We start from the raw sequence: 25,220 nt of genomic DNA on the forward strand, positions 1-25,220 counted from the left end.
GCGCTGCGGCATGTCCGTACCCGGACGAGTATCCGCTGATCGATGATCACCTTACAGATCAATCATCAGTCAGTACAGATCGATCATCAGTCAGTCATCAGGTCGGTCATCAATCAAAAATCCATCAAGATCGACCAACCGATCAGCGCCATACGCCGGGGGAATATCTCCCCCGGTACTGTGCGTGCCGGGCTCGGGCAACCGCCTCGACCAGGGTCACGGAAGGGTCCGGTCAGGGGCACGTGCCCGGCACGATGTGGCCATACCCAAGTAGGCCGAGCACACAAACCTGACAGGAACCGATGTCTGACGTTTCGCGCCCTTCGCCCGCAGGAGTCCGTACCGCCGCGGTCATCCCGGCCGCCGGCCGGGGCGTCCGGCTCGGTCCGGGTGTCCCCAAGGCGCTCCGCGCACTCAACGGCACGCCCATGCTGATCCACGCGGTGCGCGCGATGGCCGCGTCCCGCCATGTGGCCCTGGTGGTCGTCGTGGCCCCGCCCGAGGGCACCGCCGAGGTCAGGTCGATGCTCGACGCGCACGCCCTGCCCGAGCGGACGGAATTCCTCGTGGTCCCCGGCGGTGCCAGCCGCCAGGAGTCGGTCAAGCGGGGCCTGGACGCCCTGCCCCCCGGCTACGACGTGGTCCTCGTCCATGACGCCGCCCGCCCGCTGGTCCCCGTGGACACCGTGGACGCCGTGATCGAGGCGGTACGCGCCGGTGCGGTCGCCGTCGTCCCCGCCCTGCCGCTGGCCGACACCGTCAAGGAGGTCGTGCCCGCCCAGGCCCCCGGCGAGCCCGAGCCGGTCGTCGCCACCCCCGAGCGGGCCCGGCTGCGCGCGGTGCAGACCCCGCAGGGCTTCGACCGGGACGCGCTGATCCTTGCCCACGAGACCGTGACCGGGGACGTCACCGACGACGCCGGCCTGATCGAGCGGCTGGGCCTGAAGGTCGTGGTCGTCCCCGGCCACGAGGAGGCGTTCAAGGTCACCCGTCCCCTGGACCTGGTCCTCGCCGAGGCGGTCCTGGCCCGCAGGAGGCTCAACGATGGCTTCTGAGCCGCCCGTACTGCCCCAGGTCGGCATCGGCACCGACATCCACGCCTTCGAGGAGGGCCGCGAGCTGTGGTGCGCCGGCCTGAAGTGGGAGGGCGAGGGCCCGGGTCTGGCCGGCCACTCCGACGCCGACGTCGTCGCCCACGCCGCCTGCAACGCCCTCTTCTCCGCCGCCGGGCTCGGTGACCTGGGCCGGCACTTCGGCACCGGCCGCCCCGAGTGGTCCGGCGCCTCCGGCGTCGCCCTGCTCACCGAGGCCGCCCGGATCGTCCGCGAGGCGGGCTTCACCATCGGCAACATCGCCGTACAGGTGGTGGGACCCCGTCCGAAGATCGGCAAGCGGCGGGACGAGGCCCAGAAGGTGCTGTCGGACGCGGCGGGAGCGCCGGTGTCGGTGTCGGGTGCGACGACCGACGGTCTCGGCTTCCCCGGCCGGGAGGAGGGCCTGATGGCGATGGCGACGGCCCTGGTCGTGCGGAGACCGCCGAGCGGCCCGGCTTCGTAGACGGCACTCGGGTCCCGGAGCCGGCGGCAGGGGCGCGAGGACGGACCGATGCGCGCCCGTGCCGCGCGGGCGCGACCGCTCCCCCCACCCGCACCCACCGGGCCCACCGCGCAAAACCCCCTACGGCGCTCCGCACATCCCACCGCCCACTACCCTGGACGCGTGACCATTCGCCTGTACGACACCAACGCCCGGCAGATCCGTGACTTCACCCCGCTCACGCCGGGCTGTGTCTCGATCTACCTGTGCGGTGCCACCGTGCAGGCGGCCCCGCACATCGGCCACATCCGATCGGGGCTGAACTTCGACATCCTGCGCCGCTGGTTCGAGTACCGCGGCTATGAGGTGACGTTCATCCGCAACGTCACCGACATCGACGACAAGATCATCCGGAAGGCCGCCGAGCAGCGCCGCCCCTGGTGGTCCATCGGGTACGAGAACGAGCGCGCGTTCAACGACGGCTACCGCGCCCTCGGCTGCCTGCCGCCCACGTACGAGCCCCGGGCCACCGGCCACATCACCGAGATGACCGAGATGATGCGCGGCCTGATCGAGCGCGGCCACGCCTACGAGGCCGACGGCAACGTCTACTTCGACGTACGGTCGCTGCCCGGCTATCTCTCCCTGTCCCGGCAGGATCTGGACGGACTGCGCCAGCCCGCGGAGGACGGCGAGACCGGCAAGCGGGACCCGCGCGACTTCGCCATGTGGAAGGCGGCCAAGCCGGGCGAGCCCAGCTGGGAGACGCCGTGGGGCCGGGGCCGTCCCGGCTGGCACCTGGAGTGCTCGGCGATGGCCCACAAATACCTGGGCCCGGCCTTCGACATCCACGGCGGCGGCATCGACCTGATCTTCCCGCACCACGAGAACGAGATCGCCCAGGCCCGCGGCTACGGCGACGACTTCGCCGCCTACTGGGTGCACAACGCCTGGGTCACCATGAGCGGCGAGAAGATGTCGAAGTCGCTCGGCAACTCCGTGCTGGTGAGCGAGATGGTCAAGGCCTGGCGCCCGATCATCCTCCGCTACTACCTGGGCACCCCGCACTACCGCTCCACCATCGAGTACAGCGAGGAGGCCCTGCGCGAGGCCGAGTCCGCGTTCGCGCGGATCGAGGGCTTCGTGCAGCGCGTGGTGGAGCTGTCCGGCGGTCCGGTCGAGCCCGCCGCCGAGGTGCCGCCCGCGTTCGCCGAGGCGATGGACGACGACCTGGGCGTGCCGCAGGCGCTGGCCGTCGTGCACAACACGGTCCGTCAGGGCAACAGCGCGCTGGCCGCCGACGACAAGGAGAGCGCGGTCGCCCGGCTCTCCGAGGTCCGCGCCATGCTCGGGGTGCTCGGCCTGGACCCGCTGGACCCCCAGTGGGCCGGGGAGGGCGACCAGGGCGAGGATCTGCACGGCGTCGTGGACAGTCTCGTACGGCTGGTGCTGGACCAGCGGGAGGCGGCGCGCGCCCGTAAGGACTGGGCCACCGCCGATGCCATCCGGGACCAGCTGGGACAGGCGGGACTGGCGATCGAGGACAGCCCGCAGGGACCACGCTGGAGCCTCGGCCCGCGCTGACCCGCACGACCGACCCGACCCGACCCGCACGAGCGACCCGGAACTCCCGGTACCCCGCAGGTGCCGTCCGCCCCCGCGGGCGGCACACTGCACAGACGTACGCAGTACTCAATCCCCTAGGCAGGTAGATCATGGCCGCGAACAACCGCCGCATGTCCGGCAAGAAGGGCGCGCAGGTCGGCAGTGGCGGCCAGCGACGCCGGGGTCTGGAGGGCAAGGGGCCGACGCCGCCCGCCGAGATGCGCAAGGGGCACGCCAAGCAGCGGGCCGCGCAGGCGAAGACCCGGCGCACCACCACCCGTACCCCGCAGCGCAAGGGCGGCGGCCGGACCACCTCCGAACTGGTCGTCGGGCGCAACTCCGTGGTCGAGGCGCTGCGCGAGGGCGTGCCCGCGTCGACGCTGTACGTCCAGCAGTTCGTCGACAACGACGAGCGGGTGCGCGAGGCGCTCCAGCTGGCCGCCGAGCGCGGCGGGATCAACCTCATGGAGGCCCCGCGCCCCGAGCTGGACCGGATGACCAACGGCCTCAACCACCAGGGCCTGGTGCTCCAGGTGCCGCCGTACGAATACGCGCACCCCGAGGACCTCGCCGCCGAGGCCGCAGCGGAGGGCCACGACCCGCTGATCGTCGCCCTCGACGGGGTGACCGACCCGCGCAACCTCGGTGCCGTCGTCCGGTCCGTGTCGGCCTTCGGCGGTCACGGGGTGGTCGTGCCCGAGCGGCGCGCGGCCGGGATGACGGCCGGCGCGTGGAAGACCTCGGCGGGGGCGGCGGCCCGTACGCCCGTCGCCCGTGCCACGAATCTGACGCGCGCGCTGGAGTCGTACAAGAAGGCCGGGATGGTGGTCGTGGGGCTGGCCGCCGACGGTGAGGCGGAGATCGGCGAGGTGGCGGCGCTGGGCGGGCCGGTCGTGATCGTCATCGGCAGCGAGGGCAAGGGGCTGTCGCGGCTGGTCGGCGAGACCTGCGACGTCCGGGTGCGGATCCCGATGCCCGGCGGCGCGGAGTCGCTCAACGCCGGGGTGGCGGCCGGGATCGTGCTGTACGAGGCGGCACGCCGCCGGAGCTGAACGTGCGTGCGCCGGACCACCCGTACGGGTTAATTCCGGCGTCCGCGACAAGCTTGACGGGGTCCGGACACATCCGGCAGGTCAAAGCAGTGTCCTCAGCGCACGTCACTCGGTTAGATGAGTGTGGACACCAGAACACCCCGCACACCCACGGGGGACCGCGCGTCGGGGTTCAGCTCCGGATTCGGCACCGGCCCCGGATTCGGCTCCGGGGTCGACGACGTTCCCGCGTTGAGCATGGTGAAGGTGCCGAGCGATCCGGCGCAGGTCATCGTCAATCACGCCAGCTTCCGGGTGCAGTTGGGCGCCTCCTCGCGGCGCTCCCAGCCGCCGCGCCCGGCACGGTACTCGCCCGCCGGTGAGGCCCCCGCCCGGATGAGCGCCGCGAATGCCGCGAACGCCGCGTCGGCCATGGGCGGAACCGCCGAGGCGGGCGCCGCGGCCCGGCGCCGCCCGGTCGTCTGGAGCGGCCGTTCGGCCCCCGACGACACCGGCGCCCACCGTCTGCTCCAGGCCGTGCGCAGCGCGGGCGTCCGCCACCCCGACGAATCCCTCACCGACACCGGCTCGACCCAGGTCATCCCACGCGTCCAGGCCCCGGCCGGACGCGAGGGCTACGAGACCCACGTGGGCCACGTGGGCTACGAGGGCTACGAGGGTTACGGCGAGGACGAGCTGACGCAGACCGTCGAGACGCCGGTCGTCGGCGCCCAGCGCAGCCACGGCGACGGCACCCGGTTGCTGCCGAACATGCGCACCGTCGGCAGCGTCGACGACGAATCCCCCTACGACGACCGCCTCTACCGTCACTCCCCCTACGACGACGAGGAGTTCACGGACGACGGAACCGACCCGCGGTCCACCGCCGGCACCCGCACCAAGCGGACCGGCGACGACCCCGCGCGGCACGCCTACTACCCCGGCCGCCGGATGAACCTCGGCGTCGTCCTGCTCCCGCTGCGCATCTTCCTCGGCTTCATCTCCATCTACGCCGGGATGGGCAAGCTCTGCGACCCCGTGTACTTCGACGGCGGCGAGCGCGGCTCCATGGTGAAGTGGCTCAACACCCTGCACCCGTGGGAAGTCGCCGAGCCACTGCGCCAGTTCGCCCTGGAGCACCCGGTCGGCGCCGGTCTGGTGATCGCCTTCCTCCAGGTCATCGTGGGCGTGCTCACGGTCCTGGGCTGCTGGCAGCGGGTCGCCGCGGTGGTCGGCGCGCTGCTCTCCGCGGCGCTGCTCGTCACCGTCAGCTGGAAGACCGTCCCCGCCTATGACACCCCCGACATCATCTATCTCGCCGCCTGGTCGCCGCTGATCATCGCGGGCGCGCCCGTCTACTCCGTGGACGGCCGGCTCGCGGGCAGTGCCTGGCGCCGCCTCGGTCCCCGCGCCGACCTGTGGGATCTGCGCCGCTATGTGCTGCGGCGGGGCGCGCTGATCACGGTGATCGTCACCGGCCTCACCCTGCTGATCGGCTCGCTGCTCGGCGGCGCGGTCCGGGACGCCGACCGGGTGGTCGTCCCCGGCCCCGGCGAGGCCCCGCGCAACGAACTGCCGGGTTCCCCGCTGCCCGGGGAGCCCGACGAACGCCGGGCGAGCGGCTCGCCGTCGGCGTCCACGTCGGCGCCCACGCAGGGTGCCACGTCGGCGGCGCCCACCGCGGGCGCGGCGACGACGCCGGGTGCCACGCAGGAGGCGGAGACGGTGACGGGCGGCGCCCCGAGCCAGACGCAGGGCACGGGGGGTGGACAGGCTCCGCCGCAGCAGCCGGTGCCGGAGCAGCAGGCGCCCAGCTCCACCACGGGCCCGGCCTCGGGCGGCCCCGCGAGCGACCCGGCCGGCGGCTCGACCGGCGGCTCCGACGGCGCCCCCGGCGGCGCCCCCGAGAACGGCTCTTCCTCGTCCGGCCAGCCCGGACTGGTGGGCGGCCTGTTGGGGTAGAGGGGCCGGTGGGCGACCTGCTGAACGCGCCCACCGGCTGACCAATATGGCGATGGTGTTTGTTTGGCGTGAGCGAAAAAGTCAGTCCCGTGAATTCCCGGCTGGTAGCGGGGGCGCGGGGCTGCTTTCTTGCTTGGGGATGGTGTGGGTGGGCTTGCGTGTTGGGGATTGTGGGTTTGGGGGCGGGATTTCGTGTGAGGGTTGGGCGATGCCCTAAAGGGGCGCGGGGAACTGCGCGAGCAACCACAACGCTGGGAAAGCCGCCGAACTGCCCGGCCCGATAGGACAGTTGGCGAAGACGGCAACCCTGATCCGGCGTGCCGTCAACGCCCCAGCGCCGCCAATTCCTTCGCGGCCTCGCTCAAATCCTTCGCCGTGTCGATGGCCCGCCAGTACGCCCCGTGCGGAATGGTGAACCCGGCCAGCCGCCGTTCCCGGGCGAGATGCGGAAACGTGGTCCGCTCGTGATCCCCCCGCTCCGGCAACAACCCGGCGAACTCGGGCGCGAAGACGTAGACGCCCGCATTGATCTCGTACTGGGTGGGCGGCGCCTCGATGAAGTCGGTGATGTGGCCGAAGCCGTCGGTCTGTACGGCGCCCCAGGGGATGCGCGGGCGGGCGAGCGCGAGGGTGGCGACGGCGTCCCGTTCGGCGTGGAAGTCGGCCATGTCCCGCAGGGAGAAGCGGGTCCAGATGTCGCCGTTGGTGGCGTACCAGGGCCGGTCGGGGTGGGGGAGCCGGGTGGCGGCGAACTTCAGGCCGCCGCCGCGGCCGAGCGGCTCGGTCTCCACGGCGGTGGTGACCCGGACGGGCAGTTCGGCGCTCTCCAGCCAGGTCTGGAGGACGTCGGCGAGGTGACCGCAGCTGATCACCACATCGGTGACGCCCTCCTCGGCGAGCCAGGTGAGCTGATGGCCGATGATCGGCGTCCCCGTGCCGGGGATCTCGACCATCGGCTTGGGCCGGTCGTCGGTGTAGGGGCGCAGCCGGGACCCCTGGCCCCCGGCGAGAACGACGGCCTGGACAGGGCGGGAGGCGGCGGCGTGCGGATCGGTCATGCCCGCACTGTACGGGGCCGCCTGGGCGCGGGCAGGCGGGCGGTGGCGGGGTGCTGGGGCACGGGCAGGCGTCACAGCGACGGGGCTGTGACGCCGTACCGGAGGCCCGTACCGGGGGCCCGTACCGGGGGCCCGTACCGGAGGCTGTCCCCGGGGTCAGCCGGTGGCGGCGACGACGCCGGTGGCGTACGAGGTGTCGCAGACGGGGCGGGCGAAGGCCTGGGCGCGGGTGGAGCCGTAGATACGGACCGCGGCGTGGCCGAGGGAGCGGGCGATGGACGTGCAGTGCTCGGCGAGCGACGGACGGGCGTTCACCGCCTCCTGGAGGTGGGTGAGGGCGACGCCCGGGTCCTTGTCCTGGACCTCGGCGAGCAGTTTGTCGCGCAGTACCTCGTGGGGGGCGCGGGGGGCGGCCGGCTTGGCGTCGGACACGGCGGTGTCGGCGGCGGTGAGCATCGAGCCGTCGGGGCTGCCCGACCAGCTGACGCGGGTGACCGCGAGTGTCCCGGAGAGCACCAGGAGGACGGGCAGGACAAGGGCGAGGGAGCGGCCGATCCGGCGGGCGGGTCCCCGGCTGCGGCGCGTCGCTTCTGTGGTGGAGTGCTTCACGGAGTGCTTCACGCGAGTGAGGGTAGCGCCCGGTGATGATTTGGCGACATTTAGTCACCTGTTCGGGGGACGAAGTGGTGCCTTTTTTTGGGTAAGGGGTTGACGCGAAACGGCCCCGCACGAAGGTGTGCGGGGCCGCGGGGCCGTTTCCGTGGAACACGCCGCGTGGGGTGGTACCGGTTCGGATGGCGGGGAGGCGCCGGGTTGCCGGGTCACGCGGCGGGGCCGGCCGGAGCCGACCGGGGGCCGGGATCAGTCGGACAGGCGGGCGCCGGTCGAGGTGGAGAAGACGTGGGTCTCGCCGGCGCGGGGCACGACGTGCAGGCGGCTGCCCTTCTCCGGGACCTCACGGCCGTTGACCCGGACGACGAGGTCCTTGGAGGTGTCGTCGAGCTGGGCGGTGCCGTAGACGTAGGCGTCGGCGCCGAGTTCCTCGACGACGTTCACGGTGACCGCGAGGCCCTTGTCGGAGTCGGGGCCGGCCACGTCGAAGTGCTCGGGGCGGATGCCGACGGTGACCGTCTTGTCGGTGGTGGCGGAGAGCGCCTCGCGGTCGATCGGCACGATGCTGTTGCCGAACTTCACGCCGCCGTCGGTGATCGGGACCTCGACCAGGTTCATGGCCGGGGAGCCGATGAAGCCGGCGACGAAGAGGTTCTCGGGCTTGTCGTACATGTTGCGCGGGGTGTCGACCTGCTGGAGCAGTCCGTCCTTGAGGACGGCGACGCGGTCGCCCATGGTCAGGGCCTCGACCTGGTCGTGGGTGACGTAGACCGTGGTGATGCCGAGGCGGCGCTGGAGGGAGGCGATCTGCGTACGGGTGGAGACGCGGAGCTTGGCGTCCAGGTTGGACAGCGGCTCGTCCATGAGGAAGACCTGGGGCTCACGGACGATCGCGCGGCCCATGGCGACGCGCTGGCGCTGACCGCCGGAGAGCGCCTTCGGCTTGCGGTCCAGGTAGTCGGTGAGGTCGAGGATCTTCGCGGCCTCTTCGACCTTCTGCCGGATCTCCGCCTTGTTGACGCCGGCGATCTTCAGGGCGAAGCCCATGTTGTCGGCGACGGTCATGTGCGGGTACAGCGCGTAGTTCTGGAACACCATGGCGATGTCCCGGTCCTTCGGCGGCAGGTGGGTGACGTCGCGGTCGCCGATGCGGATGGTGCCGCCGTTGACGTCCTCGAGCCCCGCGAGCATGCGGAGCGAGGTGGACTTGCCGCAGCCGGACGGGCCGACGAGGACGAGGAACTCGCCGTCCTCGATCGCGATCTCAAGCGCGTCCACGGCGGGCTTCGTGGAACCCGGGTAGATCCGGGTCGCCTTGTCGAACGTAACTGTGGCCATGGTGAGAGGCCCCCTTCTACCGGCAGGAACGTGCCGGACGATCCGTTGTGGAAGGTGGAAAGATCCGCGACACGCGGACCGAATCTGGACGGTACCCTCCGTTCACCTGTTCTGTCAGTAGCCCGGGGGCTGTGAACTTCGCGGAAATTTTCGACGGGACCGGCGGGGGAGCTGGGTACACTGCACGGACACGCGCGGCACGCGCCCGCGCACGCCTCCTTAGCTCAGCTGGTCAGAGCGCCGCTCTTGTAAAGCGAAGGTCGTCGGTTCGAATCCGACAGGGGGCTCCGTTTATACCCTTGCTGACCTGCGGTTTCTTCCCTGGGTCCTCGGTGTCCTCGGCGTTCTCAGTAACGCAAGCCCCTCCGTGCCGCCTCCGTCTCCAGTTCCGTGATCAGTGGGGGCTGTGTGCCCAGGGCGATGAAGGTCAGGGGGCGGTGGCCCTGGCGGGTGATTTCGACTCGGTGGATGGCCATGAGCAGGGACACGTGGGTCATGCGTTTCAGGGTGAGGGCGTGCTGCCAGGTCACCGTGGACCGGACTCCGCCGAAGATCGTGGTGATGGTCAGGCCGTCCGGGTGGACGATGCATCTGCCGCCTCCGTGGCGGGTCAGGAGAGCGCGCCATGCCCTGCGCAGGGCGTACGGGATCAGTACGACGGTGATGGTCAGCGTGGCCTTGAGGAGGGCCGCCTCGGGGCGGAGGAAGGCCAGCGCGGTGAGCAGGGCGGTGGCCAGGAGGGTGAGGGAGCGCAGGGCGAATTGGGTGAGGGCGCCTGGCAGGCCGACCACGGGATGGCCGTCGGGGCCGGGGGCTGGTTGCTTTCGGTGGTGTCGGGTGGTGAGGCTTCGTATTCGGCGACTCGTCATGATGTTGTCCGCTTGATGAGTTCCGCGATGAGGCGGGTGCGTGGGATCAGTTGGTCGATGTCCGCGTACTCGTTGTCCGCGTGTGCGCCCTCGCCCACCGCGCCCAGGCCGTCCAGGGTCGGACAGCCCGTCGCCGCCGTGTGGTTGCCGTCCGAGGCGCCGCCCACGGCCTGGCCGTGCAGGGGGGCCTGGCCCAGTTCCGCGGCGATTTCGGTGGCCAGGGCGAAGAGTGCGGCGGAGGAGTTGGGCTCCATGGGGGGTCGGCGGGCGCCGCCCGTGATGTGCAGGCGGGCGCCTGGTGTTTTCGGCGTCAGTTGTCTTATGAGGGTGTCGATCCGGTCCTGCGCGGACCTGGTCGGTGTGCGTACGTCCACCGACACCCTCGCGCGGGCCGGCACCGTATTGCGCGAGGTGCCCGCCGACAGCAGCGTCGGGGTCACGGTGGTGGCGCCCAGCGCGGAGTCGGCGGCCTCCGCTTGTGCTGAGGCGTTGATCGAGGCCAGGGCCAGGATCTGGTGCGCCGCCTCCACCGACGCGTTGATTCCGCGGTGCGGTTCCAGGCCCGCGTGCGCTGCCCTGCCGTGGATCTCGATGTCGTAGCGGGAGGCGCCCTTGCGGGCCGTCTTGAGCGTGCCCCGGTCGTCCGCGGCCGGTTCCAGTACGAGGGTGGCGGCGCAGCTCCGCGCGGTGTCCTCGATCAACCGGCGTGAGGTCGGGGAGCCGACCTCCTCGTCCCCGTTGATCAGCACGCACACCCCGTCCAGGGAGGGCAGGGACGCCAGCGCGTGGAAGAGCATCACCAGGCCCGCCTTCATGTCCAGCACCCCGGGGCCCCGCGCGGCCCCCGCCGTCACCGACCAGGGGTGGGTGCGCAGTGAGCCGGTCGGCCACACCGTGTCGTGATGGCCAAGCAGCAGTACCCGCGGGGCGCCGAAGGTCCAGCGCAGATGGCTCACCCCGTCGAGCACGATCAGGTCGGGTCCGGCCCCGGTCAGCCGGGTGCCGAGGGTCCCGACCACCTCGGCGCTACGGGCCAGCGCCGCGTGATCCGCGGAGAAGGATTCGCAGCCGACCAGTTCCTCCAGATCGGCCAGCATCGTGGGCAGTGAGGGCCCACCACTCCGGCTCATCGCTCCTCAACTTCCCGCAGTGGTTGGTTCGGTGTCCGGGACATGCGTTTCCCTGGGGTCTCGTGGGGTGGTGGGGTGGAGGGGGTGGGCGTTCCGCTTGTCGCGGGGGTGCCGTCGCCGTCCCAACGACGGTAGGGCCGTCCCCGGCATGTCACCAGCGAAGGGATTGCATGGGATCCATGCGCCAGCAGCATGGGTTGCGGCACGATGGGGCGGTGAGGGATGGGAGGGTGGGGAGGGGCCATGGAGACCGAGGCTTTGCGGGTGCTGGTGGCTGTCGCCGATACCGGGTCGTTCACCAGAGCGGCCGTCCGGCTCAACTACACCCAGTCCGCCGTGTCACGGCGTATCGCCGCCCTCGAACAGCGGGCGGGCGGGGCGCTGTTCGAGCGGCTGCCGCGTGGCGTGCGGCTCAGCCCGGCCGGGCGGGTGCTGCACCGGCACGCCCTGGAGGTGCTCGGTCGGCTGGCGCGGGCCGAGCGGGAACTCGCCGTACTCCATGCCGGGCAAGGCGGGTTGCTGCACGTGGGGGCGTTCGCCACGGCCAATATCTCCCTGCTGCCCGCTGCCCTGCGGGCGTTGGGGGAGGCCAGACCGGAGGTCGAGACCGTCGTGGTCGAGGCCCCGAGCGCCGGGCTGATGGAGCGCCTCGCGGACGGGGCGCTGGATCTCGCCGTCATCAGCGACTACCCGTACGGGCTGCCCTCCGCCGACGGGGTGACGACGGCCGTGCTGTGCGACGACGAACTGCTCGTCGCCCTCCCGGCCGGGCACCGGCTCGCCTCGGGCGGGCCGGTCGACCTGCTCGAACTCAGCGGCGAGGCATGGCTCCAGCACGCGTACGGCGACCGGCCCACGCTGCTCGCCGACGCCTGGGCCCGGGTCGGCGGTGCCCCCAGGAAGATCATCCGGATCGCCGAGTGGACCGGGAAGTTCGGCTACGTGGCCGCCGGGCTCGGCGTGGCACTGGTGCCCTCACTGGCCGCCTGGGCGGTTCCCGGCGACATCGTCCTGCGCCGCCTCACCGACCCGGCCCTGCGCCGGACCATCCACGTGGCCCGGCCCGCCGTCCCGCTCCCGGCCGCACGGGAGTTGGAGGCGCTGCTTCGCCGCTCCGCCGCGGGCTCTTCTCGTTCCGCCGCGGTGTGAGTTCCGGTGCGGGTACCGGGCGCGTGCCCAGGTGGAAGTACGTACGTGACATCCCTCAGGTATGCCGGTGACAGACGGCAGTGGTGAGGGCGTACGTCGGTCACCAGACTCGCATCATGGCGACACAACGGAGCTTTCGTGCCTTCTTCGACCTGCATCTGCGGGACCGGCCCGCGCCGCTGCTCGACGGGCTCACCTCCCGGTGTCCGGAGCTTGTGTTCCGGGGGTGGTGATGTGCGGTCCGTTCGGGTGGGTGGCCACTCCGGCGTCGAGTTCCGCGACCGGAATCGGGCGGGTCCAGGACTGTCCGGACTTCATCGGCGGGTACGCCGCCGAGAGCCATGCCGCCGGGTGACGCCGGGGGCCACAGACGCCCTCGCGGGCAGCGGACGTACCCGTAAACGACGGACGCACCCGTACGAGTGGGACCCGTTCACTCTCCCGCCCCGCTGGGCGGGCGGAGGTGCGGAGGCCGGGTGAAGGCTCGGAGCGACAGCCCCCCTTCTCCGGAAATGAGACCCCCCATGGCTGTGTCATCCCGTACCCCGTCCCGTACTCCCGGTCCGATACGTCACCGCCTCGTGCGGGTGGGCGCGGTGTCGCTGGCGGCGACGGCCGTGGTCGCCGTCGCCGGTTACGCGGTGGCGGGCGGCGACTCGTCCGGGGCGGACAACGCCGCGTCGGCGAAGAGCAAGGTGAAGCCGACCGTCGTCCTCGTGCACGGCGCCTTCGCGGACGCGTCCGGCTGGAACGCCGTCGTCGACCGCCTCCAGGCCCAGGGCTATCCGGTGCTGGCCCCGCCGAACCCGCTGCGCGGGGTGCTCAGCGACTCCGCGTACGTCGCCAGCGTCCTCAAGTCGGTCAAGGGGCCGATCGTGCTGGCCGGGCACTCCTACGGCGGCGCGGTCATCAGCCAGGCCGCGGCCGGGAACCCGAACGTGAAGGCCCTGGTGTACGTGGCGGCGTTCATGCCGGACGTGGGCGAGAACCCGGCCGCGCTGTCCGGGAAGTTCACCGGCAGTGAGCTGGGCCCCGCCATCCGCCCCGTCCCCTACTCCGACGGCACGGCCACCGGCACCGATCTGTACATCAAGGAAGACAAGTTCCACTCGGTGTTCGCCGCGGACCTCACCAAGGCGCAGGCCCGGGTGATGGCGGTCGCTCAGCGGCCGGTGGCCCAGGCCGGGTTCGCGCAGAACGCGACCAAGGCGGCCTGGAAGACGATCCCCTCGTGGTTCATCGTCTCGAAGAACGACAAGGCCATCGCCCCGAACCTGGAACGCTTCGAGGCCAAGCGGGCCAAGTCGCACGTCATCGAGATCGACTCCTCACACGTCGCGATGATGTCCCACCCGGACGTCGTCGTGGAGAAGATCCGCGAGGCGGCGGGTCACGGCGGGGGTCACGGAGGCGGGAAGTAGCGGGTGGCGACGGGCCGTTCGGAGGGACCGAGGCTGGCCCGCCAGATAGCTGGCTCTGTTGCTATCTGGGCAGCCAGTCGGGCGGCAAGGCGCCAGGCACACGCGTCGGCTCACCCCATCTCCTCCGGACGGGCCCCCCGCCAGGCCCGGTCGGCCAGCAGCCGCAGCCCGTTGAGGCCGACGAGGACCGTCGAGCCCTCGTGGCCGGCCACGCCGAGCGGCAGCGGAAGGGTGCCGAACAGATCCCAGGCGGCGAGTACGGCGATGAACACACCCGCGATGACCAGGTTCTGGACGACCAGCTTCCGGGCTCGCCGGGACAGGTTGACGACCGTCGGGATGGTGGCGAGTTCGTCGCGGACGACCACCGCGTCGGCGCTCTCCAGGGTCAGGTCCGAGCCGGCCCGGCCCATGGCGATGCCGGTGTGGGCGGTGGCCAGGGCGGGGGCGTCGTTGACGCCGTCGCCGACGACCAGGACGTGTGCGCCGGTGGCCTGGAGGGCCTTGACCGCGGTGACCTTGTCCTGGGGCAGGAGTCCGGCCCGGACATCGGTGATCCCGACCCGCTCGGCGAGCCGGGCGGCGGCGCGCGGGTTGTCGCCGGTCAGCAGGACCGGGGTCCGGCCGGTCAGCCGGTGCAGCGCGCGGGTGGCGGCGGCGGCCTCGGGCCGGAGCCGGTCGGACAGGCCCAGTACTCCGGCGAGCCGCCCGTCGACCAGCACCGCCACGACCGTACGGCCGTCCGCCTCCCACTCGGCCCACTCCTCCCACTCGGCCCACTCCGCCGCGATATCCGCCTCGGCCGATCCGAGCAGCCGCGCGGGGCTGCCGACCGTCACCGTGCGGCCCTCCACGGTCGCCGTCACGCCCGTACCGGGGGTGGAGCCGAAGTCCGTCACGGGCGGCAGGTCCAGCTCGCGCTCCCGGGCCGCGTCCACCACCGCCCGGCCCAGCGGGTGCTCGCTGGGATGCTCGGCCGCCGCCGCGAGCCGCAGCAGGGCCCCGGCGTCGAGACCGGAGCCGTCCAGCGGGTGTACGTCGGTGACCTGCGGGGTGCCTTCGGTCAGGGTGCCGGTCTTGTCGAGGGCGACGGCGTCGATCCGGCCGAGGCGTTCCATGACGACCGCGGACTTGACCAGGACGCCGTGCCGCCCGGCGTTGGCCATCGCCGAGAGCAGGGGCGGCATCGTCGCCAGGACCACCGCGCAGGGCGAGGCCACGATCATGAACGTCATGGCCCGCAGCAGCGCGGACCGCAGGTCGGAGCCGAGCAGCAGGGGGAGCGCGAAGACCAGGACGGTGGCGGCGACCATGCCCAGGCTGTAGCGCTGTTCCACCTTCTCGATGAAGAGCTGCGTGGGCGCCTTGGTGGCGGCGGCCTCCTCCACCATCGCCACGATCCGGGCGATCACCAACTCGGCCGGGTCCCGCTCGACGCGGACGCGCAGCACGCCCGTGCCGTTGAGCGTGCCCGCGAAGACCTCGTCGCCGGTCCGCCGGGCCACGGGGAGGGGTTCGCCGGTGATGGTGGCCTGGTCGACGTCGCTCGCGCCGTGCAGCACCCGGCCGTCGGCACCGATCCGCTCGCCCGGCCGTACGAGGATCACCTCGCCGACCGTGAGCAGGGCGGCGGGCACGGACTCCTCGCCGCCGTCGGGGCGCAGCCGGGTCGCGGTCTCCGGCGCCAGGTCGAGCAGCCCGCGCACGGAGTCGGCGGTACGGGCGGTGGCGATGGCCTCCAGCGCGCCGGAGGTCGCGAAGATGACGATGAGCAGCGCGCCGTCGAGCACCTGCCCGATCGCGGCGGCGCCGAGCGCGGCCACCACCATCAGCAGGTCGACGTCGAGAGTCCGGTCCTTGAGGGCTCTCAGCCCCTCCCAGCCGGGCTCCCAGCCGCCGGTGACATACGTCGCCGCGAGCAGCGGACCCCACAGCCAGGCGGAGAGCCCGAACAACTGGAGCGGGAGCGCGAGCAGGAACAGCGTCAGCGCCGCGAGCGCCCAGCGGGCCTCCGGCACTGCCAGCACCCGGGTCCGCCGACGCGGCGGCCCGGACCGCGCCCCGACGACGTCCGACGCCGAACGCTCCTCCAGCACAGAAGACATGACAGGCAACCCTTCACGGGCGGACGGCGACGGGATGGCAGCACGGCAGCGCAGCCGCGCAGGTACTGAGACGCAGAGGCGGAGAGGCGCACCGAGCCACCCGGCGCCACCGCCAGCCACCATACAGGAACACCTGAACATATCTTCACATGTAATTGTCTACGATGGCCCCATGGGTCATGGAAACGACGCCGCCGGCAACGCCACCACCCGCGAACGCCTCGACGCCGTCGGCGCCTCCGATGTCGCCGCCACCCTCCAGGCCCTGGCCACGCCCTCGCGCCTGCACATCCTGGCCCGGCTCCAGGAGGGCCCGTGCGCGGTCGGTGAACTCGCCACCGCCGTCGGCATGGAACCCTCCGCCTGCTCCCACCAGCTCCGGCTCCTGCGCAACCTCGGTCTGGTCGCCGGTGAACGCCGGGGCCGCTCGATCATCTACGCCCTCTACGACAACCACGTGGCCGAACTCCTCGACCAGGCCCTCTACCACGTCGAACACCTGCGCCTGGGCGTCCGCGACCACCCCGCCCCGCAGACCGGCGTGGTCTCAGGGACGGCGGCGCCCACTCCGTAGGAAGAGCGGCAGCGACAGCAGCAAGAGGGCCGCCTCGACGGCCAGGCTGACCAGCCCGAGCGGCTCCGTCCAGTTGCCGACGTCGTCGTGGTAGTCGGGCAGCCCCGGCCCCCGGGACAGGACGTACCCCAGCAGCGGCCCGACGGCGACACCCACCGCCAGCAGCCAGCCCGCCCGCACGAGGCCGAGGAGCAGCAGCACGGCGGCGACCAGGGCCGCGATCTCCAGGACGTGATACGCGACGCCGACGTAGTGCGGATCCCGCGTCGCCGTGACCCCGCCCTGGTCCACGACATGGATGACCGCCACCGCCAGGCACAGCAGGGCCCCCATGCACCTGGCCGCCCAACTGCGCTCCAGCGTCACCGTGGTGTGGTGTGACATACGCGGCCACCCGTCACTCTGCTGTCCTGTGCGTCCCCTGCTGTCCCCTGCTGTCCTCTGCGCGGGTACTCAGCATCCGTGGGCGGGCGGTGCGCTGTCGCTCCCGGTGGGGCGGACGGGTGACGGGTCCGTCCCGGCGTCGAGCAGCCTCACCCCCGCACCCGCCACCCGATCTCCACCTCCTTCACCCCCACCCCCCTCCCCGCCTCGATGTCCCAGAGGCAGTTCTGGAGGACGCGGGCGAGAGTCCACGCGCGGGACCGGTCGCGGTCGAGGGCGAGGGTGTCGGTCAGGGCGTCGAAGCGCCACTGGATGTCGGTGGGGTCGTAGCGGTTGGTGAGGGCGGGGAGGAGGTCGAAGGCGGGGTCGCCGGAGAGGGGCTTGGGGTCGATGGCGAGCCAGGGGGCGCGGTCGGCGGCGAGGACGTTCTCGTAGTGCAGGTCCCAGTGCAGGAGCCGGTCGCCGGGGGTGTCCATGACCTCGCGTACGGCGGCGGCGCAGTCGGCGAGGAGACGGCGGGTCGCCGGGTCGGGGACGTGGGGGAGGGCCTCGGGGGTGCGGTCGACCAGGGCGGCGGCGAGCGGGCCCAGGGACCGTAGACCGTCCGGCGCGGGGGTGGCCGTGAGGTGGGACAGCAGGCGGGCGATGATCAGGACCGCCTCGTGGGTGTCGGGGTGATGGGCGAGCATGCGGGTGGGGTCCAGGCGTTCCAGGAGCATCGTGCCGGTGGCCGGGTCGTGGTCCAGGAGGCGGACCGCGCCGTCGCCGTTCCAGGTGCGCAGGGCCGGCGGTTCGCCCTCCGTCTCCTCGTCCACGAGCTGGAGTTTGAGGACCGCGCCCGAGCCGTCCGCGCGGACGACGGGGACCACCAGCGCGGCCGTACCGCTCATCGGACGGCCGTCGGGGCGCAGGCTCCAGCGGTCCAGGAAGTCAGCCACCAGGGTCGGCAGTCGGGCGATGAAGGCCCGGCCGCTCTCGCCGTTGTACTTCGCCTGGGCCGCCGCGAACGTCTTCGGGATCTCGATCACCAGGGGACCCTACGGATGTACGACCGGTGCCTGCCCGCGATTCCCCCTTCGACCCCGTCAATCCCTTCGCCCCCGTCAATCCCTTCGATTCCTTCGATCCCTTCGGTTTTCGTCGTGCAGAACCACTGAATCCGTAGGAGACAGGGGGCGTGTCCACGGGTTACCGTCCGGCCCATGAGCAGCAGTGTCGTGAACGGCGGTGTCTCCTTCTGGTACGCGCAGGACGGCTTTCCCACGCCCCGGGAGCCCCTGTCCGGTGACACCGACGCGGACGTGGTGATCGTCGGCGGCGGGTACACGGGGCTGTGGACCGCCTACTACCTGAAGAAGGCCGCGCCGTTTCTGCGGGTCGTGGTGCTGGAGCAGAAGTTCTGCGGGTACGGGGCCTCCGGGCGTAACGGTGGCTGGCTCTACAACGGCATCGCGGGACGGGACCGGTACGCGAAGCTGCGCGGCAAGGACGCCGCCGTACGGCTCCAGCGGGCCATGGACGACACCGTGGACGAGGTCATCCGGGCGGCCGGAGTGGAGGGCATCGACGCCGACATCCACAAGGGCGGTGTGCTGACCGTCGCCCGCACCCCCGCCCAGCTCACCCGCCTCAAGGCCGAGCACGAGCACGAGACGTCGTACGGCGGGAAGGGCCTGGAGCTGTACGGCGCCCGGGAGACCGCCGCCCGGGTCCGGGTCAGCGACGCCGTCGGGTCGTCCTGGACCCCGCACGGGGCGCGGATCCACCCGGTGAAGCTGGTGACCGGGCTCGCGGCGGCCGTCGAGGCGCTCGGCGTGACCGTCCACGAGTCGACGCCGGTCACCGAGATCCGCCCGCGGCACGCGGTCACCCCGTACGGCACCGTCCGCGCCTCCTACGTCCTGCGCTGCACCGAGGGCTTCACCGCCTCCCTCAAGGGCCAGCGGCGCACCTGGCTGCCCATGAACTCCTCGATGATCGCCACCGAGCCGCTCACCGACGAGCAGTGGGAGGCCGTCGGCTGGGCCGGGCGCGAGACCCTCGGCGACATGGCCCATGCCTATATGTACGCCCAGCGCACAGCCGACGGACGGATCGCGCTCGGCGGTCGCGGAGTCCCGTACCGCTTCGGCTCGCGCACCGACAACGACGGCCGTACGCAGGCGGCGACCGTCGAGGCACTGCGCGAGATCCTCGTACGGATGTTCCCCGCGCTGGCGCCGGTCCGGGTCGCGCACGCCTGGTCGGGCGTGCTGGGCGTGCCCCGCGACTGGTGCGCGACCGTCACCCTGGACCGGTCGACGGGGCTCGGCTGGGCGGGCGGCTACGTCGGTTCGGGCGTCGCCACCGCCAACCTCGCCGCGCGCACCCTGCGGGATCTGGTCCAGCAGGACTCCGGGCAGGGCGGGAGCACCGACCTGACCGAGCTGCCGTGGGTCGGCCACAAGGTCCGCAAGTGGGAGCCGGAGCCGCTGCGCTGGCTCGGCGTCCAGGGGATGTACGCCACCTACCGGGCCGCCGACCGGCGGGAGTTCACGGCACCGGGGGCGCGGTCCTCGCTGCTGGCGCGGGCGGCGGACCGGGTGGCGGGGCGGAGCTAGGGCCCTTCGGGGGGCAGGGGGACAGGGGGACAGGGTGGCAGGGGGCAGGGGGCAGGGGCCGGGGCGCCCGCCTTCGCGGTCTCGCCGTGCTACGGGCGTCGTCCCTCCGGTGAGGCGACCGACTCCGCGACCCGGCCGCTGGACCTCGGCGTGTAGTTCGGGGGCTTCGCCGTGACCATCAGGCCGGCCACCAGGGCGCCCAGGACCATGACGCCGGCCGCCCACCAGATGGCGACGGTGTAGCCGTGGACGGTGCCCTCGGCGACGACGCGGGCGCGGTCGGCGGGGTTGGTGAGGTTCGCCGTGAGGTAGGCGGCGGTGCTGGTCGTGGCGATGGTGTTGAGCAGGGCCGTGCCGATGGAGCCGCCCACCTGCTGTGAGGTGTTGACGGTCGCCGAGGTCACGCCGGAGTCCTGCGGGGCGACGCCCGCAGTGGCGGTGGCGAACACCGGCATGAAGGTCAGGCCCATGCCGAGGCCCATCAGCAGCAGCGCCGGGAGGACCTCGGTGGCGTAGTCGGAGCGGATCGTGATCCGGGTCAGCAGCAGCATGCCGCCCGCCGCCAGCAGCATGCCGGGCACCATCAGGGTGCGCGGCGAGACATGCTGGAGCAGCCGGGCCGAGATCTGGGTCGAGCCGATGATGATGGCGACGGTCAGCGGCAGGAAGCCGAGGCCGGTCCGTACGGGCGAGTAGCCGAGGATGCCCTGGAGGTAGTACGTCAGGAAGAGGAACAGGCCGAACAGCCCGATGGTGGCCAGGGCCATGGTCAGGAAGCAGCCGGCGCGGTTGCGGTCCTTGATGATGTGCAGCGGGAGCAGGGGCTGGGGGGCCCTGTTCTGCCACCAGACGAACGCCGCCAGCAGGGCGACGCCGAACGCGAAGAGGCCGAGGACCAGCGAGTCGGTCCAGCCGCGCGACTCCGCCTCGCTGAAGCCGTAGACGAGGGCGACCAGGCCGCCGCAGCCCAGCACGACGCCGGGGATGTCCAGGCGGGCGCCGGGGTGCCGTTCGCTGTCGTGCAGCAGGGAGAGCGCGCCGAACACCGCGATGATCGCGATCGGGACGTTGACGTACAGGCACCAGCGCCAGTCGAGGTACTCGGTGAGCACCCCGCCGACGATGAAGCCGATCGCCGACCCGCTGCCCGCGATGGCGCCGTAGATACCGAAGGCTTTACCGCGTTCTCTGGGGTCGGTGAAGTTCGTGGTCAGCAGGGACAGCGCGGAGGGGGCCAGTACGGCGGCGAAGGCGCCCTGGAGGGCACGGGCGCCGAAGAGCATCCCGGAACTGGTGGCCGCGCCGCCCAGCGCGGAGGCGGCGGCGAAGCCGATCAGGCCGATGATGAAGGTGCGTTTGCGGCCCACCAGGTCGGCGATCCGGCCACCGAGCAGGAGCAGTCCGCCGAAGGCGAGCGTGTAGGCGGTGATCACCCATTGCCGGTTGCCGTTCGAGATGCCCAGGTCCTGCTGTGCGGAGGGGAGCGCGATGTTCACGATGGTCGCGTCCAGGACCACCATCAGCTGGGCCAGACCGATGATCACCAGGCCCCACCAGCGGCGCGGGTCGGCTTCCGCGGAGGGCTCACCTGGTCGGGTGACACTCACGCGATCAGTCGACCATGGATCGGGTGGGGGCGCATCCTGGGCGGCCCCCGTCCCGGGGCGGGCGACACCCTGATGCGCAGGCCGTTCCTCACCTCGATCCGGGCCCTGATCCGGGCTCCGATCCCTACGTTGATCCTCACCTCGATCCGGGCCCGGCCCCGGGTGTGCCGGGGCGAAGCCGAGGTGCACCACGCCCCGCTTGCCGAGCCACCGGTCGGCGACGCCGTCGCCGAGTGAGTCGGCCCCGCGCATGCGGGGGTGTTCCGGTTGCGGGTCGGCTCCTGTGGGCCCCTGCGCAGGGATGGTCTCTGTCGGGCGCACCGGGTGCGAGGAGGTCGGATTCGAGTGTCAGGCCGGGCAGCCTGCGCTCCTGGTGCAGCGCGGTGACCGGAGCGACGAGCAGCTCGCCGACCACGAGCAGCGGCTCGGCGTGCTGGAGCGGAGTCGTTGGGCGAGGCAGGCTGTCACCGCGCTCACAGCCGTTGGCGCGCTGGGCCTGACCAGCCTGACCGTGTGGCAGGCACTCGCGCGCCGAACCACCACGCTCCTTGCGCAGCCCCACCCGGGCCGTGCAAGGGAGTGCTTCATCATGCCGGTTCTCGCCGTAGCGCAGTCGAATGCCTCTACACAGCGTGGCCTCGCACCGCGCCCCGAGGCCACACAACGTCGACGGGTACGCCAATGTCCCGCGCTTCCAGAACGGTGTCGGCGGTACCACCGCCCTTGCCGCTCGGGGGCGTGCCGTCCCAGATGGCAACGAGACGCTCGGCCCGTTGGAGCAGCGTCCGGTTGGCGTCGGCGTAGGCGCCCCGGTTCGCGGTCTCGTGCGGGAGCACGAGCGTCTCGTCGGCTGCGGCGGTGAGGCGGTCGAAGGTTTCAACGTGGCCGGGCTTGACCTTGGTCTGCCGGTAGTCCTGCGAGGGGATGACGGCCACCAGGCGCCCGCCGAGTTCCAGCACAACGTCCGCGAACAGCGAGTCGGCCCCCTTGGCGATGCACGAGATCCCGGTGAGCTCGTCGGCGTACGGCTTGAGCACTTCGCGCAGCGCGTCACGCACCAGGAGGACGCTGGCGTCGGTGAGATCCATATGCCCCGTCACGGCGATCGTGGTCATGAAACTCCTCAGCTGGAGAGCACTTCACGGATTCGGCTCGGCACGTCGCCGACCGTACGTGACGCCGACCGGCCTACCGAGTACGGGTAGACCTGGCCGATCCGATTTCGTACGCGGGTCGACCGGGCAAACGTCGATGCGTCGATGCATCGACAGGCCGAATTCTCAGAGATCGGACGCGTCGAGAGGTGGACTACCCGCGAGGCCGAGCGCCCCGGCAACTAGGGCCTGACGGTGTTCTGTCGGCCCTGCGTACGCGGGGGTGTTCCCGTGCTGCGGACGAGACTCTGCGGTGGTGACTGGTGTGCCGGTGCGCGCGAGGCGCGCGCGATGTATCTGATGTGATCACGGCGGTGGCGCTCTGCCTGAGCAGTGTCCCTGACATGGTGGTCGCGGTCGCCATGGCCTGTGCCGACCTGGGCTGATCGGCGGGACCGGGTGTTGCTTCTGGCGGCTGGCTGACCGGGCAGCGTGGTGGCCTGGGAGCTTGCGGTGCAGCTCTGCGTAACTCACTCCTCTCGCCTCCGGGCGGGAGGACGTTTCGTTGTCCGGTGTGGGGCTATCCGAGCAGCACTTTGGCGAAAGACTCCCACTCGTACATGTAGTTGTCGCGATTGATCACGATGAGTTCGGCTGCGGTGATGCGGGCGCGGGCGGGTGTCACGTCGGCTGTGTCCAGTGCGCGGATGACGGGGGCCGCGGGGCCGTCGCCCGCGCTGTAGGCGACGGACAGATGGGGGGTGAACCCGTCGGCTCTCTCCGGTACTTCGCTGAGTACATCGCCGATGGCTTCGCGGATGGCGGCCCGCACTGCCCGCACCGGGCCGTCAGGGCGGACGGGCAGGAGCACGGCCTCAGGGTCGAGCACTGCCAGCCCGATCTCCAGGTCCAGTGCAGGCAACTGCGACAGACTTGTGCGCGCCCGATCGGTGATCGCGCGGACGTCGGCTTCCTCGATCTCGCCCACGAAGCCGATGCCTTGCATGGTGAGATGCAGCCACTCGTCGGGGATGGGGGTGAGGCTGTCTCCGAGCGGGGCGAGCGCGGCTCGGTACTCGGCGGCCAGGCGGTGCACGTCATCCTGGCCCTCGAAGGTGAGATGCCAGGTGTAGAAGCGGCGGCCCGCACTCCAACCGGGCCGCCACCACCAGTGGTTCCGCATCGTCTCGGGATGAGTCGTCATGCCCGAGATCAAATCAGGCCCTGCCTTCCCCTGACGAGAGGGCGAGGTGGCGGGGCGCTGAGTCCAGGCAGAAGTCTTCGACGGTAGCGCGCAGCGTGGCGGCGTATCGGGAGTCAGAGGGGTGCCCTGAGGTGAGCGGCAGCTCGCCGAGTCGCCGGATCACCGGCGCGAGTCGCTGGTCGGGGGGCAACGCGAGCACGGGCGCGAGGGCCTCGAAGGCGCCTTCGACCTCACGGGCCCTGAGATGGGCGGTGGCCTCGCTGATGTGGATCTGCGCCTCCGTTCCATAGGCCCGGACCGGCTGCGAGGAGAGCAGAGTCCTGGCGTGTACGGCGGAGGTCAGCGCATCAGATAAGTGGCCGATGCGTAGGTAGACCGCTGCCGCGTAGTTCTCCTGACGAGCCGGCGCGCAGGCGAAGATGCCGCCGATCTGGTCCACACCGCTCGAAGCGTCGCGGGCATCGCGGGCGCGGGCGAGTGCCGCCAGAGCCTCGTCCTCGGCGCCGAGCCCGGACCATGCGTCGGCCTCCTGGCAGGCCAAGAGCACGGAGACCGTCCCTGTGGGCCGGTATGTGGCGCCGTGCCGGGCGTAGTTGATGGCGTCGCGCAGGCGCCCGTCCCAGAACGCGACCTTGGACCGGGTGGACAAGACCCAGGCGCGCAGGTCGTTGTGCCCGGAGAGCTCGGCGCACAACCACGCCGTTCGGCCCTGGGTGTCGGCATCACGGAGATGCCCGAGGTCGGACGACATCCATGCCAGCAGTCCGCACAGATATCCAGCCGCCTGATACAGGTCTGCGGACTGGCGTGGGTACTGCTGCCCTTCGAGCAGTGCGAACACCTGGTCCCGGAGGGTGCGGGTGCGCACGAACAGCGGGACGGGGTCCGCGGTGAGATAGTCGGAGGCGAGCGCGCGGGTGTCCGCCAGGATCTGCTCCAGGGCCATGTCACCGACGTTGGAGGCTTCCGCCCACTGTGCCCACGTCGCGGATTCGTCTGCGGCCAACCGCACGAGTTCGCGGCCGGTCGGTGCTGCCGTAGCTGGCGCTGGCGCGGCAGGAGTCGGACCACGGGCAGGCTCTGGGCGCCTGAGCACGAGCCGGTCGGACTCAGGGAGTTCGCGTCGGTCCTCCAGATCCAGGAGGTCATCCACGCGGCACCCGAAGGCGTCCGACATGGCGACCAGTACCGGCAGGGTGGGGCGCCGGGAGGAAGGGCCGGGCCACTTCTCCCATTTGCCCACCAAGGAGGCGTCGGCGGCTACGAACTGGGCGTCCCGCGCGGCGCTCGCTTGGGTGAATCGATCTGCGGCTTCCTGGAGGGTCCACCCGTGGGCGTGACGCCATGCTTCGCGGGGGCGCATCCGGAAACGGGCGCGCATTTCTATGGCGATGTCCGCAATGGTGCACCCTGCGTCGGTCATGTCGTGGCGGAGGGCTTGCCGGTCTGCTTTGGAACCGGGCTTGGGGCGGGCGGTCATGGGCAGGCTCCCTGCGCGGTGGCGTGAACTTACCGTAGCCGCGGTGTCGATGAACCGGGTGATGGCTGCCGAAGCGCGGCGTACGCAGGCGCCCACGGCCGTGCCCAAAAGTGATTGTCGTGCCTGTTCAGCGAGTTGGTGTGTGTCCATGAAAGTTGGTCAGGGCAGCCCGTGACGGTGGGTGCCGGCGCTGGAACTCTCTAAATGACCACCCGGAGTGCCCACGGGCCGTGAACGGCCCCGGGGTGTGGACAACGCTGCGAAGGAGCGCCGACATGCACCGCGTTATCGCCCAGCCGCCCCGAGAGGCGGGCTGATGAGCGCCCTCATCCATGAGATCCCGCCTTCCGTATGCGAGTTGCTCGACCTCTCACCGCTGGAGACGTTCACCGACGCCCAGGCGCGGGGCGCCGTCTGTGTCTGGGACGCCACCGAGACACCGCTGGCCAGCGAGTCCGCCG

General features: G+C 71.6%; 22 protein-coding genes and 1 tRNA gene. 11 read left to right on the top strand and 12 right to left on the bottom strand.

Annotated elements, in window-relative coordinates:
* Positions 1-302 precede the first annotated feature (302 nt).
* From ispD to ACFRFC_RS31485, 5 genes are all read left to right on the top strand, one after another.
* Positions 303-1,055 carry a 2-C-methyl-D-erythritol 4-phosphate cytidylyltransferase gene (gene ispD / locus ACFRFC_RS31465; RefSeq protein WP_382683971.1) on the top strand — a complete coding sequence of 251 codons (753 nt, stop codon included), beginning with the start codon at positions 303-305 and terminating at the stop codon, positions 1,053-1,055.
* A complete protein-coding gene (ispF, locus tag ACFRFC_RS31470; protein WP_382683974.1) occupies positions 1,045-1,557 on the top strand; it encodes a 2-C-methyl-D-erythritol 2,4-cyclodiphosphate synthase in 513 nt (170 codons plus the stop codon). The genes ispD and ispF overlap by 11 nt, the downstream gene beginning before the upstream one ends.
* 162 nt (positions 1,558-1,719) lie before the next feature.
* Positions 1,720-3,120 carry a cysteine--tRNA ligase gene (cysS, locus tag ACFRFC_RS31475; RefSeq protein WP_382683976.1) on the top strand — a complete coding sequence of 467 codons (1,401 nt, stop codon included), beginning with the start codon at positions 1,720-1,722 and terminating at the stop codon, positions 3,118-3,120.
* Between the two features lie 131 nt (positions 3,121-3,251).
* Complete coding sequence (gene rlmB, locus ACFRFC_RS31480; protein ID WP_382683979.1) at positions 3,252-4,193, top strand: 23S rRNA (guanosine(2251)-2'-O)-methyltransferase RlmB; 942 nt, start codon at positions 3,252-3,254, stop codon at positions 4,191-4,193.
* Positions 4,194-4,310: 117 nt separating this feature from the next.
* Positions 4,311-6,134, top strand: coding sequence for a DoxX family membrane protein (locus ACFRFC_RS31485; protein WP_382683981.1), 1,824 nt, complete (start codon positions 4,311-4,313; stop codon positions 6,132-6,134).
* A gap of 323 nt (positions 6,135-6,457) precedes the next feature.
* Here the strand turns inward: ACFRFC_RS31485 and ACFRFC_RS31490 are convergent, their stop codons facing one another.
* The 3 genes from ACFRFC_RS31490 to ACFRFC_RS31500 form a co-directional block, all read right to left on the bottom strand.
* Entirely contained in the window at positions 6,458-7,192 is a 735-nt protein-coding gene (locus ACFRFC_RS31490; protein WP_382683984.1) for an NDP-sugar synthase, read from the bottom strand.
* Between the two features lie 156 nt (positions 7,193-7,348).
* Positions 7,349-7,801: a hypothetical protein gene (locus tag ACFRFC_RS31495; RefSeq protein ID WP_382684481.1), complete on the bottom strand. Its 453-nt coding sequence runs from the start codon at positions 7,799-7,801 to the stop codon at positions 7,349-7,351.
* Between the two features lie 252 nt (positions 7,802-8,053).
* Positions 8,054-9,142 (bottom strand): ABC transporter ATP-binding protein, encoded by a 1,089-nt coding sequence (locus tag ACFRFC_RS31500; protein WP_382683986.1) that lies wholly within the window; start codon positions 9,140-9,142, stop codon positions 8,054-8,056.
* 213 nt (positions 9,143-9,355) lie between these two features.
* Between ACFRFC_RS31500 and ACFRFC_RS31505 the strand changes: the two genes are divergently transcribed.
* Positions 9,356-9,429 (top strand) — tRNA-Thr (locus ACFRFC_RS31505).
* A 60-nt stretch (positions 9,430-9,489) separates the two neighbouring features.
* On the opposite strand, the gene ACFRFC_RS31510 is transcribed toward ACFRFC_RS31505, so the two are convergent.
* A complete protein-coding gene (locus ACFRFC_RS31510) occupies positions 9,490-9,933 on the bottom strand; it encodes a hypothetical protein (RefSeq protein ID WP_382683989.1) in 444 nt (147 codons plus the stop codon).
* Between the two features lie 74 nt (positions 9,934-10,007).
* Positions 10,008-11,141, bottom strand: coding sequence for a M20 family metallopeptidase (locus tag ACFRFC_RS31515; protein ID WP_382683991.1), 1,134 nt, complete (start codon positions 11,139-11,141; stop codon positions 10,008-10,010).
* Positions 11,142-11,384: 243 nt separating this feature from the next.
* On the opposite strand from ACFRFC_RS31515, the gene ACFRFC_RS31520 reads away from it, so the two are divergent.
* Entirely contained in the window at positions 11,385-12,290 is a 906-nt protein-coding gene (locus ACFRFC_RS31520; protein WP_382683994.1) for a LysR family transcriptional regulator, read from the top strand.
* A gap of 524 nt (positions 12,291-12,814) precedes the next feature.
* On the top strand, positions 12,815-13,711 hold the full coding sequence (locus tag ACFRFC_RS31525; protein WP_382683997.1) for an alpha/beta hydrolase: 897 nt from the start codon (positions 12,815-12,817) through the stop codon (positions 13,709-13,711).
* A 110-nt stretch (positions 13,712-13,821) separates the two neighbouring features.
* On the opposite strand, the gene ACFRFC_RS31530 is transcribed toward ACFRFC_RS31525, so the two are convergent.
* Positions 13,822-15,816, bottom strand: coding sequence for a heavy metal translocating P-type ATPase (locus ACFRFC_RS31530; protein ID WP_382683998.1), 1,995 nt, complete (start codon positions 15,814-15,816; stop codon positions 13,822-13,824).
* A 172-nt stretch (positions 15,817-15,988) separates the two neighbouring features.
* Here ACFRFC_RS31530 and ACFRFC_RS31535 point away from each other — a divergent pair, with 172 nt between their 5' ends.
* A complete protein-coding gene (locus tag ACFRFC_RS31535) occupies positions 15,989-16,390 on the top strand; it encodes an ArsR/SmtB family transcription factor (RefSeq protein WP_382684001.1) in 402 nt (133 codons plus the stop codon).
* Here ACFRFC_RS31535 and ACFRFC_RS31540 read toward each other — a convergent pair.
* Together ACFRFC_RS31540 and ACFRFC_RS31545 are read right to left on the bottom strand one after the other, a co-directional pair.
* A complete protein-coding gene (locus ACFRFC_RS31540) occupies positions 16,364-16,774 on the bottom strand; it encodes a hypothetical protein (protein WP_382684003.1) in 411 nt (136 codons plus the stop codon). The two genes, ACFRFC_RS31535 and ACFRFC_RS31540, sit on opposite strands and share 27 nt — an antisense overlap.
* Positions 16,775-16,923: 149 nt before the next feature.
* The gene (locus ACFRFC_RS31545; RefSeq protein ID WP_382684005.1) at positions 16,924-17,802 is read right to left on the bottom strand and encodes an aminoglycoside phosphotransferase family protein; all 879 of its coding nucleotides are present in this window, start codon (positions 17,800-17,802) and stop codon (positions 16,924-16,926) included.
* A gap of 174 nt (positions 17,803-17,976) precedes the next feature.
* Here ACFRFC_RS31545 and ACFRFC_RS31550 point away from each other — a divergent pair, with 174 nt between their 5' ends.
* Entirely contained in the window at positions 17,977-19,374 is a 1,398-nt protein-coding gene (locus tag ACFRFC_RS31550) for an NAD(P)/FAD-dependent oxidoreductase (protein ID WP_382684008.1), read from the top strand.
* Between the two features lie 89 nt (positions 19,375-19,463).
* Here the strand turns inward: ACFRFC_RS31550 and ACFRFC_RS31555 are convergent, their stop codons facing one another.
* Positions 19,464-20,981 carry an MFS transporter gene (locus ACFRFC_RS31555; RefSeq protein ID WP_382684011.1) on the bottom strand — a complete coding sequence of 506 codons (1,518 nt, stop codon included), beginning with the start codon at positions 20,979-20,981 and terminating at the stop codon, positions 19,464-19,466.
* Positions 20,982-21,053: 72 nt separating this feature from the next.
* Between ACFRFC_RS31555 and ACFRFC_RS31560 the strand changes: the two genes are divergently transcribed.
* Positions 21,054-21,218 (top strand): hypothetical protein, encoded by a 165-nt coding sequence (locus tag ACFRFC_RS31560; RefSeq protein WP_383112671.1) that lies wholly within the window; start codon positions 21,054-21,056, stop codon positions 21,216-21,218.
* 386 nt (positions 21,219-21,604) lie between these two features.
* On the opposite strand, the gene ACFRFC_RS31565 is transcribed toward ACFRFC_RS31560, so the two are convergent.
* The 3 genes from ACFRFC_RS31565 to ACFRFC_RS31575 all read right to left on the bottom strand — a co-directional run bounded on the left by ACFRFC_RS31565 (position 21,605) and on the right by ACFRFC_RS31575 (position 24,291).
* A complete protein-coding gene (locus ACFRFC_RS31565) occupies positions 21,605-22,096 on the bottom strand; it encodes a hypothetical protein (RefSeq protein ID WP_382684013.1) in 492 nt (163 codons plus the stop codon).
* Between the two features lie 559 nt (positions 22,097-22,655).
* Positions 22,656-23,279 carry a 2'-5' RNA ligase family protein gene (locus ACFRFC_RS31570; protein WP_382684015.1) on the bottom strand — a complete coding sequence of 208 codons (624 nt, stop codon included), beginning with the start codon at positions 23,277-23,279 and terminating at the stop codon, positions 22,656-22,658.
* Positions 23,280-23,292: 13 nt separating this feature from the next.
* A complete protein-coding gene (locus ACFRFC_RS31575; RefSeq protein WP_382684484.1) occupies positions 23,293-24,291 on the bottom strand; it encodes an XRE family transcriptional regulator in 999 nt (332 codons plus the stop codon).
* Between the last annotated feature and the right edge of the window lie 929 nt (positions 24,292-25,220).

Source organism: Streptomyces sp. NPDC056734, assembly GCF_042790455.1.
In the GTDB taxonomy this organism is placed as follows: domain Bacteria; phylum Actinomycetota; class Actinomycetes; order Streptomycetales; family Streptomycetaceae; genus Streptomyces.